At 47.1% G+C, this 14797-nt stretch carries 12 protein-coding genes; 7 read left to right on the top strand and 5 right to left on the bottom strand.

All coding sequences use genetic code 11. From position 1 onward, the window contains the following. Positions 1–21 precede the first annotated feature (21 nt). Together KGF88_RS12290 and ubiU are read right to left on the bottom strand one after the other, a co-directional pair. Entirely contained in the window at positions 22–897 is an 876-nt protein-coding gene (locus tag KGF88_RS12290) for a U32 family peptidase (RefSeq protein ID WP_153826291.1), read from the bottom strand. A 2-nt stretch (positions 898–899) separates the two neighbouring features. After that, positions 900–1895, bottom strand: a complete 996-nt coding sequence (gene ubiU, locus KGF88_RS12285; RefSeq protein ID WP_110076454.1) for a ubiquinone anaerobic biosynthesis protein UbiU — start codon at positions 1893–1895, stop codon at positions 900–902. 87 nt (positions 1896–1982) lie between these two features. On the opposite strand from ubiU, the gene ubiT reads away from it, so the two are divergent. Together ubiT and hemN are read left to right on the top strand one after the other, a co-directional pair. Further along, entirely contained in the window at positions 1983–2513 is a 531-nt protein-coding gene (gene ubiT, locus KGF88_RS12280; protein WP_153826292.1) for a ubiquinone anaerobic biosynthesis accessory factor UbiT, read from the top strand. A gap of 58 nt (positions 2514–2571) precedes the next feature. Further along, positions 2572–3951 carry an oxygen-independent coproporphyrinogen III oxidase gene (gene hemN, locus KGF88_RS12275; RefSeq protein ID WP_153826293.1) on the top strand — a complete coding sequence of 460 codons (1380 nt, stop codon included), beginning with the start codon at positions 2572–2574 and terminating at the stop codon, positions 3949–3951. Between the two features lie 77 nt (positions 3952–4028). Here the strand turns inward: hemN and nrdD are convergent, their stop codons facing one another. Then, complete coding sequence (gene nrdD / locus KGF88_RS12270; protein ID WP_153826294.1) at positions 4029–5846, bottom strand: anaerobic ribonucleoside-triphosphate reductase; 1818 nt, start codon at positions 5844–5846, stop codon at positions 4029–4031. Between the two features lie 16 nt (positions 5847–5862). Then, positions 5863–6315 (bottom strand): anaerobic ribonucleoside-triphosphate reductase activating protein, encoded by a 453-nt coding sequence (nrdG, locus tag KGF88_RS12265; protein ID WP_153826295.1) that lies wholly within the window; start codon positions 6313–6315, stop codon positions 5863–5865. A 361-nt stretch (positions 6316–6676) separates the two neighbouring features. On the opposite strand from nrdG, the gene KGF88_RS12260 reads away from it, so the two are divergent. Both KGF88_RS12260 and KGF88_RS12255 read left to right on the top strand, forming a co-directional pair. Next, on the top strand, positions 6677–8941 hold the full coding sequence (locus tag KGF88_RS12260) for a nitric-oxide reductase large subunit (RefSeq protein WP_153826296.1): 2265 nt from the start codon (positions 6677–6679) through the stop codon (positions 8939–8941). A gap of 146 nt (positions 8942–9087) precedes the next feature. Next, a complete protein-coding gene (locus KGF88_RS12255; protein WP_153826320.1) occupies positions 9088–10887 on the top strand; it encodes an ATP-binding protein in 1800 nt (599 codons plus the stop codon). On the opposite strand, the gene KGF88_RS12250 is transcribed toward KGF88_RS12255, so the two are convergent. Further along, positions 10884–12242, bottom strand: coding sequence for an MFS transporter (locus KGF88_RS12250; RefSeq protein WP_153826297.1), 1359 nt, complete (start codon positions 12240–12242; stop codon positions 10884–10886). The two genes, KGF88_RS12255 and KGF88_RS12250, sit on opposite strands and share 4 nt — an antisense overlap. A 213-nt stretch (positions 12243–12455) precedes the next feature. Here KGF88_RS12250 and narL point away from each other — a divergent pair, with 213 nt between their 5' ends. From narL to KGF88_RS12235, 3 genes are all read left to right on the top strand, one after another. After that, complete coding sequence (gene narL / locus KGF88_RS12245) at positions 12456–13100, top strand: two-component system response regulator NarL (protein WP_153826298.1); 645 nt, start codon at positions 12456–12458, stop codon at positions 13098–13100. Positions 13101–13261: 161 nt separating this feature from the next. Continuing rightward, positions 13262–14605, top strand: a complete 1344-nt coding sequence (gene yegQ, locus KGF88_RS12240) for a tRNA 5-hydroxyuridine modification protein YegQ (RefSeq protein WP_153826321.1) — start codon at positions 13262–13264, stop codon at positions 14603–14605. After that, entirely contained in the window at positions 14589–14783 is a 195-nt protein-coding gene (locus KGF88_RS12235; protein ID WP_153826299.1) for a YfhL family 4Fe-4S dicluster ferredoxin, read from the top strand. Before yegQ ends, KGF88_RS12235 begins: the two co-directional genes overlap by 17 nt. Positions 14784–14797 lie beyond the last annotated feature (14 nt).

The following is a 14797-nucleotide window of genomic DNA, read 5'->3' as shown; positions in this document are numbered from 1 at the left end:
TATGGTTGCTAGCAACCCTAATTATGCTGTTTGCACTAACCCAGCTAATGCCATCCAATAGCCGTTACTATCGTTCGGTTCGAGGGCTTGGCGCTGTTCGCCATGCTGGTTCTGCCGAAATTTTTCCAACCAAGTAAAGGTGTCTTCTAACTGCGGACTTAAACGCACTATGTCAACTAAGCCTTGCATGCTAGGTAACTGATTTACTAGGTTATAACGAGTTCCTGATTGCGTTTGGATACCATTTAGAACAAATACTTGCTGACCTTCTTGGCTATCCACACGACGCCCCTCTGGGTATTTAATGCAACAGAGTTCGCATTGGTCTTTGGCACGGTTTTCTGAGCGCGCCGTAAAACAGCGACCCGACCAGGCCAAAGGCATGTGCCCAAAGCTAAACACTTCAACTTCTAAGCAATCGCGCACATCTTTTACCATCGGCTGTTGCAGTAATTTCTGCAACCAGTCACGAGATAATTCAACCGGCATCACCCAACGGCTCATCCCCATCGTCATTAATTGCCGCAGCGTGTGTTGGTTGTAACAGTTGATAGCGGCTCCTGCGACAAAGGGTAGTTGGTTATCTTGCAGTAGTCGAATGGCGCCCACGTCGTTGGCTTCCACTAAAAACTCACCATTATCACAATACTTGCGTAGCTCTCGTAGCTCGGATGGTGCTTCTAACAGGGTCATGGTAGACAGCACCACCTGTTTGCCCGCCTCGCGTAATTCATGAGCGACTTGCAGCCAATCAGCAAACTTCAGTTCACGCCTTTTACTACAGACCGTCTCGCCTAAATAAACAATATCAACGGCAGATTCTGCGGCTTGCCGATAGAAGTTTTTTACCACTTGCTGCGGCCAATAGTATTGAATTGCTCCTAGAGAAAATTTCATGATTACTTCCATTTCCGGTGGTAGGCACCCAAAGTGGTTTGGCTGCCTTCAGATAAACCTGCGAGAGTCGTATTCCAGTCGGGCTGCACGGCAAAATTAGCAGGATCTGCTAGCACTTTGTCTATAGCCTGACGCCACACCCGCGTTAATTGGGCGACATAAGCCGGGCTGCGTTGCCGACCTTCGATTTTTAAACTCACAATGCCCTCTTTATGCAGCTCCGGTAACAAGCTTAACGTATTCAAGCTGGTTGGTTCTTCTAAGGCGTGATAGGTGTCTTCACCGACGGTGAAACGTCCTTTACATAACGTTGGATAACCTGCAGTTTCATTGGGGGCAAAGGTATCAATCAGAATATTGTTCAGCCGTGACTCTAACGAGCCATCTTCGTGTTCATCCCAGCGTACGTATTTTGCCGGTGAACAAGCTCCTGCGGTGTTCGGTGATTCGCCTGTCATGTACGAGCTTAAATAACAGCGCCCTTCGGCCATAATGCACAGGCTACCAAAGGCAAAAACTTCGAGGTCAACATCGGTGGTGCGCGCTAGGGTACGTACTTGGTTCATCGAGAGCACGCGCGGCAGCACCACGCGCTTCACATGAAACTGTTGATAAAACTCTATTGCGGCCGCATTGGTGGCTGAGGCTTGTACCGAAAGGTGTAATTCAACCTGGGGATAGCGCTCCGCTGCGTAAGCTAGCACCGCAATATCCGCCAAAATGAGCACATCAGCGCCGCACTTAACCGCCATATCAACCGCTTTCCGCCAGTTTTCCCAGCTATCTGCATGCGCAAAGGTATTAATGGCAACATGCAACTTCTTGCCATGGCTATGCGCAAACCGAACGGCTTCAGTTAAACCTGCTTGGTCAAGATTTAAACCAGCAAAATGACGTGCGTTAGTTTCATCTTTTAAACCTACATATACCGCATCTGCACCATTTTCAATGGCTGCTTTCAAGGCTGGCATACTGCCGGCGGGGCAGAGTAATTCCATAATTATTGATCCCGTCCATAAACATGCATTGGTAATGAGTATTATAATCGGGTTAAATTTTTCTGGGCTGATTAATCGAGGTAATAAATGGTTATCCCTAAAGTAGTAGATCTGGCCTATCAGTGGGGCCCACACCTTTCTAAATCCTTATTGCAAGTAGCCCCGCGTGGGGTAACTCAACGCCTATTCGCGCAAGCTCTTAACCATGTTCTCAACGATGAACTGGTGGCCGATAAATTTGCTTTCTTGCGCCAGCGATGGGTTCTTATTGAGGTGCCAGACTTAGCCTTAAAGTTCAGCGTATCCCTCGCCAACCAAGGCCTACGACCACGCCTACAAGTAACTTTTGACGGCCCGCAAGCAGACGTTACCATGCGCGGCAATAGTGAGTATTTATTGCTGATGCTAAGTGGCAAAGTAGACCCGGATACCTTGTTCTTCCGACGCAAGTTATTGATCACAGGCGATACTGAATTAGGGCTTGAAGTGAAGAACTTATTGGACACCATTGAGTTGAATCAACGCCTGCCCAAGCCTATTTTTAGGTTTAATCAGGCCTTAGCCGAGCGTATTTTGCAGCAGCAAGCTTATACCCCTTCAGGCGTATCAAAATTCTGATCTGCATCAAGTATTATGAGCGACAGAATTTAACCAAGGTGTCACCAAGGGGTAACGCATGAACGCATCAGTAGCAAATATCACCTGGAGCCAAGAGCTCATTGATAAATACAACATTAACGGTCCGCGTTATACCTCGTATCCGACCGCCTTGGCGCTGCATGATAAGTTTCCGATCGGTACTTTAGAGCGCACCCTGGCTGATGCGCCAGAAAAGTTAAGCCTCTATATTCATTTACCTTTCTGTCACAAGCTTTGTTACTACTGCGGCTGCAATAAGGTGATTACTCGGCATCAGCACAAAGCCGATATCTATCTTGATTACTTAGCCGAAGAAATGGCGCTGTACGCCAAGTTGTTAGGGGCTCGTAAGTTTGAGTCTGTGCATATGGGCGGTGGTACCCCAACCTTTTTAACCGAGCAACAATTGTCACGCTTAGATGATTTGCTACATCAACACTTCAGTTTCACTGACGATGCTGAGTGGAGTATCGAAATCGATCCGCGCAGCTGTAGTGATGAAAAATTACGGCATTTACGAGCGCTCGGTTTTAATCGTGTAAGCTATGGGGTGCAAGACTTTGACGAAAAAGTACAGATTGCGATTAACCGTGTCCAAGATACCGATCTCATCCGACATCAAGTAGAGCTGTCCAAAGAATTGGGCTTTAAGTCGATCAACCTAGACCTAATCTACGGTTTACCTTACCAGCGTCCAGAAACCTTTAAAGCCTCAATTGATCAAGTGATTGCCTTGGCTCCCGACCGGGTATCGTTATTTAGCTACGCTCATTTGCCGGCACGTTTTGCTGGTCAAGCAAAAATCCCAACTGAGAGCTTACCTAAGCCATCGATTAAGTTAGAACTATTGCAGCTTGGGATTACTCGTTTTAACGCTGCCGGTTATCAGTTTATTGGTATGGACCACTTTGCTAAAACAACTGATGAACTTGCTATTGCTCAGCAACAAGGGCGCTTACAGCGTAACTTCCAGGGCTACACCACCAGCGGCCAGGATGCTTTGTTGGGGATTGGAGCTTCTTCCATTAGCCAAATTGATGGGGTGCTTTGGCAAAACAGCAAAGAACTACCTGACTATTACAAGCACCTGAAGGCACAACGCCTACCGGTTATTAAAGGATTTGAACTGAACGCAGATGACCGCTTGCGCGCCGCACTTATTTCGCAAGTTATCTGCCACTTTGAATTGGATATTGCTGCGTTTGCACAGGTTTGGCAGTTGACTGATTTTTGGACTTACTTTGCCAATGCTAAACAGAAATTAGCCCCCTTTATTGAGGATGGGCTGGTGACCATTGATGACTCGCAATTACGTGTTACTGAATTGGGTCGCTTATGGGTACGGAGTATTTGTGCCTGCTTTGACGCCTACTTAGACGATGCAGCTACGGCTCCACGCTACTCTAAAGTCGTTTAACTAAGAAGAGGCTCTCGATAGGTGCTGCCATAGTCTAGCTATGGCAGCATCATTTGTGCTGGCCTGACCATCCCAAGCTAGCCAGCTTGGGATGTTGCCGCCTCTACCGCCCGCTGCGGCTGGCGATGATAATGGCGGGCGGCATGTTCTTGCCGACGCCCAGCACTAAATGCCGACACTCGTTTTAAATAGCCAATCACCCGCGTACCATAATCAATATCGTCAGAGCCGCAACTTGAGCAGTTATGCAGGGTGCGCTTATCGATATGTTCACAGTCATTACAAATGGTAATCTTCACATTGATACAGAAATAATTGCAGCCAGTTTTAGCAGCAATATTTAACAGTGATAAATAGCCATCCTCGTTAAGTTTTTCATCTAGGTTAAGATGTAGAGCCGAGCCACCATCTAAAAACTCTATTAATTCATGACCATGTAAGGTGAACTTGTCAATTGCATTGGTTTGTTCATCCTCTACCACGTAAAAGTAGGAGTTGTAGCAATCACGCGGCACAACATAGCCATCGGCGCGGTCCCACTTCGCATTTTTGACACCAAGGTTTTCTGCCGGCACAAACTCGGTATTAAACATATAGCCATATTCTTGTTTGGCTTTTTTATTAGCATCGTAAATAACCTTTAAGTGGCGCTGCACAAATTCAATGTACTCAGGATTATTGCTGGCCGTTAAACCCTGCGACTCTGCCGCCTCTACCATGCCATTGATACCAATAGTTAAAAACTGTTTATCCAGGGTAATAAAGCCTGCATCGTAAACCGTGAGTAAACCGGCTGCTTGGTAATCTTCCATGAGCCGCCGATAGGCCACTTGGTATTTTTGAATTTTCTCAATTTCCTCACCCAAGTCGCGTCCATCTTGCACTAACCGATTCATATTAATGGTGATCACATTAATGGATCCGGTCGCGACGCCACCAGCACCGAGGGTGTAAGAAAAGGTATTATCACTAATTTCAGAGCGTAAACGACAGCAAGAAGCTAACGAATCGGCATTGGGTGACAGATACACGAAGAATGAGTTACCGGCAGATAATTCATGGGCAATATGCTGAGCAAATTGCTGATCTTTGCACTGACCATTTTCGGTCAGCATAGCCACGGTAACGACCGGGAAAGTGAGTATGGTTTTCTTCCGTTCTTCATTAAACCAATGTAAGAAAAAGTCCTGAAGCTGGCTCACCGATTGCCATGATGATTTGCTGAAATCGGCGGGAAAGACAAAGTCACCAAACATACTTTCAAAATAATGCTGGTCATAGACTGAGATATTCCAGAAGACACTTTGATAACCGCGCGCTGCCGCGGGCTGATTAAGGGCATACACGACGTGCTGTAAGTGGTTTTCAATCTGATGGCGATGTGTTTCTAGGTAGTTATCACCGTAATCTTTACGAGCAAAATAATCAAAGTAAGCTAAAAATTCGACGGTGGCGACGGCCCCGGCAAACTGTGAGCTCACCGCAAAGACGAAGTTCACGAAAGTGCCACAAAAGCTTTCTAGGTGTTTTGGTGCTCTTGATTCGCCGCCCAACTTAGTGAGCCCATCACGTAAAAACGGATACATGGTAACCGACACACAGTAAGGCTTTAAACTAGTTTCATCATGCACATAAATCTCATGGTCTTCTATTTGACGAATATACTCCTGCGCCAACGGCTGCCCAAACAACTCTGCAATTTTATTGCTGACTTGCTTGCGGTTCACTTGAACAAAAAAGTCCTTCATGATTTCTGACTCTAGCGTCGCAATATTCTTTTGCGTCACGTTCGCATTAGCATCCATTTTTGAGCCATCAGCGGCATTTTCGGCATGGAGATATTGCTGAATAAAGTCAACTTTGGCGTCTACTTGATCGGGGTATAAGCGCAACATAGGTATGCTCCTTGTTTTAATCAGTGCTTAAAAAGCGCACGTTTAGTAGTTGTTGATTGCGTAAATCAATAAACTTCTGATTTGTGTTTGGACTATCTAGGCCACCAAGCTCAGCTATCCAAGGGCCCGTTTTTAAATAGGTGAGCTGTTCGCGGAGTGCAGGCAGCACCTGCTCATAACCGGTATACAGACAGGTTTCTAGCCCCTGCTCACGAGCTAATTTAAGTAAGTGCAGTAATTGCTCTGGGTACCATTCACCCCCTAAAAACAACACGCAGGTGATGAGGCCCCGATATTGCTGCAGCCGCTTCGTAAAATACTCTGGGGTTAATTCCACTCCGCTATGAGCGGGCCAGCTATCAACGCTATGACAGCCTTTACAACCCACAGGGCAGCCGGTGATGGTATAAGCCAACGAGACTTCGCCGGGCACCTCCTGAAAGGCTATTTGCTCTGAACAGTAGCGCATTAAAACCCCACATATTGTGCTTGATTGCTTATTTGCATCTATATATTGTGTTAAAGCCTAGACGATCACCTAGATATTGTGTTGATCCGGATCAATAAATAAGCAGCCTGAAAAACTCTGAACGCCGCTTGGCCAAGCTAGCCAAAACATGCTGGTGGGTAAAAATAACCCTACGGGTTACTAGCACCCTCAAAAAGTGCGGTTATATCTACCCCAAAAACAAATAAAAACCAATAAAATCAGATGGATAAAAGTTGGCACGAGACTTGCTGTAAGGAAAGGGTACTCATCTATGAATGCGTGCGAAATGCAATAAAGGGAGACTCTCGCATGAATCAACAACAACAACCGGAGGTGCCATATGGCCGGTTATAAGAAACTTTGGTGGATACTCATCGGCATCCTAGCGATTACCTTTGGTATCTTGGGTTATTTTGGTAAAGAGGTATACCGCGAAGCACCGCCTATTCCAGCGCAGTACGTGACGGAATCGGGACAAGTGTTAATGACTGAAGAGAGTATTCTCGATGGTCAAACCGCTTGGCAATCCATCGGTGGTATGCAATTAGGCTCGATCTGGGGCCATGGTGCTTATCAAGCACCCGATTGGACTGCAGACTGGTTACACCGTGAGCTCGTAGCTTGGTTAGAAATTGTAGCGCAACGTGATTACGGCATGAGCTACGATAGCTTGAGCCCAGCTGAGCAAAATGCTCTGCAATTTGCGTTAAAACAGGAATATCGTACCAACACCTACGATGCTGCAACTGATACGGTGCTACTAAGTGAGACTCGAGTAGCAGCCATCAATGACGTAGCGGATTATTATATTCGCTTATTCAGCGATGCTCCTGAGCTACAAAGCACACGCGAAAGCTATGCAATGAAAGAGAACACCTTGCCGAGCCTTGAGCGACGCGAGCGTATGACTGAGTTCTTTTTCTGGACTGCTTGGTCAGCCGCTACTGAACGCCCTGATAGCAATGTCACCTACACCAATAACTGGCCGCATGAGCCGCTTATTGATAATAAGCCAAGTGCTGAGAATATCATTTGGTCTATTATTAGTGTGATTTTACTGATTGCTGGTATCGGTGCTTTGATTTGGGGTTGGGCTTTCTTGCGCGACCACGATGAAGAAGAAATTGAGATTCCTAAGCAAGATCCAATCACTACCTTCAAACTTACACCATCACAAAAAGCACTAGGTAAATATTGCTTTATCGTCGTGGCGTTGTTTGCTTTACAAGTATTGTTAGGTGGCTTTACTGCTCACTACACTGTAGAAGGTCAAGAATTCTATGGTATTAACGTGTCTGAGTGGTTGCCCTACTCGCTAGTGCGTACTTGGCACTTACAAGCGGCCATGTTCTGGATTGCTACTGGCTTCTTAGCTGCTGGCTTATTCTTAGCACCTATCATTAATGGTGGTAAAGATCCTAAGTATCAAAAACTAGGAGTCGACCTACTATTTTGGGCGTTAGTTGTAGTGGTTGCTGGTACCTTTATTGGTAACTTCCTCTCTATTGCTCAAATTATGCCTGAGCACTTAAGCTTCTGGTGGGGTCACCAAGGTTATGAATACGTCGACCTCGGTCGTGCATGGCAGATTGGTAAGTTCTTAGGTATCGTGTTCTGGTTAGTGTTGATGATGCGCGGTGTCTTCCACGCTCTACGTCAACCAGGTGACAAGAACTTATTAGCACTACTCACCGCATCTGTTGTTGCTATTGGCCTGTTCTACGGTGCTGGCTTCTTCTATGGCGAACGTACTCACTTATCAGTGATGGAATACTGGCGCTGGTGGATCGTGCACTTGTGGGTAGAAGGCTTCTTTGAAGTATTTGCCACCGCTGCCCTAGCCTTTATTTTCCATAGCATGGGCTTGGTTTCTAGAAAAATGGCTACTACGGCCACCTTAGCGTCAGCATCGTTGTTTATGCTTGGCGGCGTACCTGGTACTTTCCACCACTTGTACTTTGCCGGTACCACCACTCCCGTGATGGCCGTTGGTGCAACTTTCTCTGCGCTAGAAGTCGTTCCCTTGATTGTCTTGGGCTACGAAGCTTGGGAAAACTGGAGCTTGCAACGCAAAGCTGAGTGGATGCAACGCATTAAATGGCCACTCATGTGCTTTGTTGCGGTAGCCTTCTGGAACATGTTAGGTGCTGGCGTGTTAGGTTTCATGATTAACCCACCTATCTCGCTGTACTATATTCAAGGTTTGAACACCACACCAACTCACGCTCACGCGGCCTTGTTTGGGGTGTATGGCTTCTTAGCGCTAGGTTTTGTCTTACTCATCTTGCGCTACATTCGTCCAAACCTGCAATTTAACGATAAACTGATGACCACTGCATTCTGGTGGATGAACATTGGCCTTGGCATGATGCTATTTACTAGCTTGCTGCCAGTTGGCTTCATCCAGTTCTATGCATCAGCGTCTGAAGGTTTATGGTATGCACGTAGCGAAGCCTTTATGCAACAACCGTTGCTAGAGGGTCTACGTTGGGTGCGCACTGTTGGCGACGTGGTCTTTATCGTCGGTGCTTTTGCTATCAGCTGGCAAGTGGTGTATGGCTTGTGGTTTGATAAAAGCTCACGTGAACAACAGCATATAGCTTAATCACAGCCTGAAATTAAAGGTGAAGTTAAAGGCGGTGGCACTTAGGTGCTGCCGCTTTTTTTACGGTTGATTGTTGTTCAGTTGCTATCCGAGGTACACTAACGCATCTGTTTAAATCAACCCAAGAGTTTGACTCCTAATTGTCTATGCCTAATTCATCTATTGTGACACGCATTGGTTTTGCTTTGAGTTTTATGGTGGCGCTTACCGTAGTCACGCTGTTGGCTTCGTATTGGCTCTCAGAAAAAGCAGATCAAGATGCCTTAGCCATAAATATTGCAGGCTCACTGCGCTACCAAGCGTATCAATACAGCTGGCATCAATTACATGATGCTGATAGTGCTGCAGCAGCAGCCATGCAAGCCGAATTTGAACAAAGTTGGCATCATCAAGTCTTTAACCGTTTTAGCCATAGTGAGTCTGATTTAGCAACCTTATATACGCAAACTCGAACCAGTTGGCAGCAATTCCAGCAGCAAATAGCCGATGGCGTGGTCACCAGTGCTAATTTACAACAACAGATTTTGCCGCAAATAGACCAAATTAATCGCTTTGTTACCGCCATTCAACAAGATGCCGAGCAGCGCATACGTTCCATTCGATTAATTCAGGTGCTCTCGTTGTTTTCTAGCATTGGTTTAGCGCTGGTTATTTTCTATTGGTTACGCACCCGCGTTAAGTACCCATTAGAGGTTTTAACTCTCGCCGCCAAAAGAATTGGTCAGGGCGACTTTACCGCCCGTGTGAATCATCCCATGCGTGATGAGCTAGGTGTGCTCTCGGGCACCTTGAATAAAATGAACGAAGCTGTGGGTTACATGTATGGCAATCTTGAAAAACGCGTCGATGAACAAACCCGAGCCATTTCTCAAAGCAATGTGCGCTTGCAGTTTTTGTACGACACCGCGCGAATGATCATCGAGCATTCACCTGGTTATCACGACTTTACCACCATTGTTGAAGGGTTAAAGCGCGCCTCTGAGGTTGAAGACCTCGAGCTTTGCTTAATTACCGAGGCAGGCAATAAACCCTATTTACAGGTGCAGCCTATTGGCGCCCCAGAAGATCCTTGCGAAGGGGTTGATTGTAGCCAGTGTGTGAATGCTGGGGCCGGAGTGAGTATCCAGAACAACCAGCGCATTTATCGCTTTAGTATTGAGCGCGAACAACAAAATTACGGGGTCTTGGTAGCTCGTTGTAGCCTTAGCGAGCAACTCAACGATTGGCAACAACAGTTGCTACAGTCAGTTGCCGACCAACTGGCCATTGCCCTAAGCCTGAAACAAGAAGAAGAGCAAGTACGGCGCCTAGCTCTTATTCAAGAGCGTACAGTGATTGCGCGTGAGCTGCACGACTCTCTTGCGCAAGCTTTATCTTATTTGAAAATTCAGGTAACACGACTCAACAAAGCCATTGAGAAAGATAATAAAGAAGTGATTGATGATGTTGCAGAAGAGCTTAAACAAGGGCTTAATGCCGCTTATCGGCAGTTACGCGAATTGCTTACCACTTTCCGCCTCAAAGTAGATGGTGCGGGGCTGTTGCACGCCCTGCAAACAACTATCAATCAATTTAGTGAGCAGTCTGATCTGTCCTTCAGGCTGAACTATCAGTTAGAGAATACGCCCTTGGTACCGCATGAAGAAATTCATTTGCTGCAAATTATTCGTGAAGCCTGTCAGAACGCCATTCACCACAGCCAAGGCACAGATGTGGTGGTACAGCTAAGCCAGCACGATCAGCGAATTGAATTAAGCATTGAAGATAATGGTGTAGGTATTCCCGATCAGGCCGAAAAAATGAATCATTACGGGCTTGCTATCATGCAAGAGCGTAGCCGTCATCTAGGTGGCACCATTGAAATAAAACGCCGTTCTGAAGGTGGCACAGGAGTCTATTTTAGTTTTGTGCCGCAGTACCTGTTAGAGCGTGAAGCGACTGTTTAAGGGTTATAAAACTCGCTACGCCGGCGCAGATACACCCAGCTAACTAGTGCCGCACACAGCACGTAAAAAAGTGCAAAGGCCACCAGCGTATTGGCGCCATGGGCTTGGCTCACATTGATATACCACAGGGCTGGTATGTAGATAGCGCCAGCAGTTGCCACGGCTGTAAGCCAACGCAATGCTAATGGTAACTGCTCTAATGGCAGCACCACACTGGCAGTTTTAAAGACCGCACTACTAGCTGTTCCGGCCGCAATAAAAATCACCAAAAAGACCAGCAGGTAGGGTAAGAACCACTCTTCAGGAACCCTACTTTGCAGGGCTGCTGCGGTCATGTAAGCGGCACTCAAGCAAGCCATAGCCATCACTAAAGCACACACCACCAAGACTTTGGCGCCACCGTACTGGTCAGCCAGCCAGCCACCAAAAGGTCGGGCCAGCACTCCTAAGAGTGGCCCAATCCAAGCATACGTTAGGGCACTTGGTGTGTAGTTAGCACTAAAGGTTTCAAGGCTTAAGGGTAGTGTCATCGCAAAGCCAATAAAGGAACCAAAGGCCATCACGTAGAATAAAGTCATCAACCAAGTGTGGCGGTTCTTTAGAATGCGCCCTAGCATCGGCGGTTGGGTGTTGGTAACAACAGGCTCAGCGCTGGGGGGATGCCCTGAGGGGCTAGGCATAGCCTGAGCTCCTCGAGCACAGCGCTGCCCTAACGAATACAGGCTTGTTGCAATCACTGCCACCACCAATAACCAGCCCGTGTTGGCAAGCCATAGGGGCGTACTCGGCGGTAACACCCCGACAATATCACCACTTGTTTGATGAGTTAACCAAGGAGAAGCCGCCCAATCACCTAGCCAGTTGATACCGCTAAGCAACGGTAGTAGGGTTTGTGCCAACACAATCCCGACCCCACCGATCCCTGCGTTAACCGCTAGCACCCAGCCAAGTGAGCTCTTCTCAATCCGTGCACCTGCAGCAGGTTGTAAGGCAATAAATTGGGCGCCACCTAAGCCAGAAAGAAAGGCCAACACATACAGTTGCTCAATCGCAATCTCCTCCACACTTAGCTGCCACGTAAGTCCAATTGCCGGTATCAATAACAGTACTGAACCTACTTGAATAAAGCGCTTATGCATACTGCGCTCACCCAGCCATAAAAAAACAAACTGAAACACACAAGCACCGCTCCCGGCTGCTGCCAGCAAACTGTATAGCTGTGCATAGCTCAAATGAACCGTTACTGCATGGAGCTGCACCACCAAGACACTCCAACTTAGCCACAAGGTCATCCCCACAATCAGATTGATTGCGGTGAGTTTGTCGATGGTTGGCGAAAGTCGAATGGTGTTCACATGTTACTCCTCAGCTATGCTAGTAACTATGCGTGAGCACCGCCAAATAAACAATTTAGCGAGGGGGATAAATAGCAATGCAAAAGAGGCAGTTAAAACTACCCCCAAAGGGTTAATAAGGTGCTAAGCTTTGGCTAACGGGGCTACATTGTGCAAAAATACCCCCTATAAAATATTGACGCTTATCATCATAAGACATTAAAGGAGCAACTCATGTCTGATACTCCAGCTAGCATTATGCTTGTGGACGATCACCCACTTTTGCGTAAAGGGCTCAAACAACTGATTTCGCTTGAAGACGGCTTAGAGGTTGTAGCTGAATGTAGCAGCGGTGCAGAAGCACTAGAGTTAGCCGAAGAAATTGATCCGGATTTGATTATCCTTGATTTGAACATGCAAGGTATGGATGGATTAGAAACCCTTAAGCGGATGCGCGACAACGGGGTGACCTCGCGGATCGTCATGCTCACCGTGTCTGATGCCGATGAAGATGTCGTTACGGCGATAACTAACGGGGCCGATGGCTACCTATTAAAAGATATGGACCCGGAGTTATTATTAGAACAAATTCAACGCGCTATTGAAGGCAAAATGGTGCTTAGTGAGTCTATTACCGAAGTTTTAGCAACCGCCTTGCGACGTCCCTCAGCACCTTCTGCGAGCAAGTACGATAGCCTCACCAATCGCGAACAAGAAATTTTAAAACTCATCGCTAAAGGCATGAGCAACAAGGTGATTGCTCGTGAGTTAGATATTTCTGACGGTACCGTTAAAGTACACGTGAAGCACTTGCTGAAAAAGCTAGGTTTACGGTCGCGGGTAGAAGCGGCAGTGTGGATGGTAAACCACGACGCTTAAGCTAGTTAGAACCTGAGCAAACTCCAGCAAAGATTGATGCCGATCAAGTTTTGTCTGGGGTTTTATTTGTAACATGAGCGGCTGCGCACCGTAGCCTCTTAATAACCCATCTAAGCTCTCGCTTAGATGCCATGTACCTTGTAGTAAGAGCAATGACCATCATGACAAGCCCTGAACTTCTTTCGCCCGCTGGCAGCCTAAAAGCCATGCGTCTCGCCTTTGCCTATGGTGCCGATGCCGTTTATGCCGGCCAACCAAGATACAGTCTACGCGTGCGTAATAACGAGTTCGATCTCGCTAACCTTGCGCTCGGTATTGCTGAAGCACACGCCCTAAACAAGAAGTTCTATGTGGTAGTCAACATTGCTCCTCATAACGCTAAGCTTACCCGATTTGTAGAAGACATGGCGCCAGTGGTGGCGTTACAGCCGGATGCTTTGATCGTTTCAGACCCTGGCATCGTGATGCTGCTAAGAGAGCATTACCCGCACCAAGCATTACACCTAAGTGTACAAGCCAATACCGTCAACTGGGCGGCGGTTAAATTCTGGCAACAACAAGGCATTGAACGGGTCATTCTGTCTCGTGAACTCGAAGTACGCGAAATTGCCGAAATTAGGCAGCGCTGCCCCGAGATGGAAATTGAAGTTTTTGTGCACGGCGCATTGTGTATGGCCTATTCCGGCCGTTGCTTGCTGTCGGGCTATTTCAATAAACGAGACCCTAATCAAGGTGCTTGCACCAACTCGTGTCGCTGGCCCTACCAAGTGCATGATGCTGAAGAAGATGCCGTTGGTCAGTTTAATCCGATTGATAAGCCGGTATTATTAACTGAGCCCCAGCGCCCGGGCGAATACATGCTGATGGATGAGGATATTCACGGCACCTACATTATGAATTCAAAAGATTTACGGGGTATCGAGCATGTCGAGGCACTCACCCACATGGGAGTGCATTCGTTGAAAATCGAAGGCCGTACCAAGTCGCCTTATTATGTAGCTCGTACTGCACAAATTTATCGCCAAGCTATCGATGATGCTGTTGCTGGTAAGCCTTTTAACCGGGCGTTACTTAACGAGCTAGATGGCATGGCCAACCGCGGCTTTACCGAAGGCTTTTTACGCCGCCATGTACCCAGTGATACCCAAAATTACGACACCAGTCATAGCTTAGGTGAGCAGCTATTAGTGGGTGAGATTATCCGTAGTAGTGGCACCCAAGCTTATGTCGAGGTGAAAAATGCATTTGCGTTGGGCGACACTATCATCTTGATGAAGCCTTCTGGCAATATCCAATTTACCTTGTCCAGCATGCAAGATAATCAGGGCATTGATTTGGTTCGCGCCGCGGGTGCCGGTCGTCAAGTTACGATTGATTTGCCATGTGCGTTAAGCGAAGCAGATGCTCCATTTGCGATGCTTATCAAAGTTGCTGCGGTTAAACCCCAGCAGACGATTCCTGTTGTTGATCTCAATGTGGAGGTTAAAGATGCCGGTGCTCATTGAAAGTGACTGCATTAACTGTGACATGTGTGTACCCGAGTGCCCTAACGAAGCCATCGCTATGGGCCCAGAACATTATGTGGTTGATGTTGAAAAATGTACTGAATGCGAAGGCTTTTATGATGAGCCAGCCTGCATTCCAGTCTGCCCCATAGAATGCATGGTGCTGGTGCCTAATTAGCCTGGCTCTAGCAC

Source organism: Idiomarina loihiensis (assembly GCF_024584785.1).
GTDB classification, from domain to species: Bacteria; Pseudomonadota; Gammaproteobacteria; order Enterobacterales; family Alteromonadaceae; genus Pseudidiomarina; species Pseudidiomarina fusca.
Note: the sequence above shows the minus strand (reverse complement) of the source record. Positions and strands in the feature narration are given on the sequence as shown.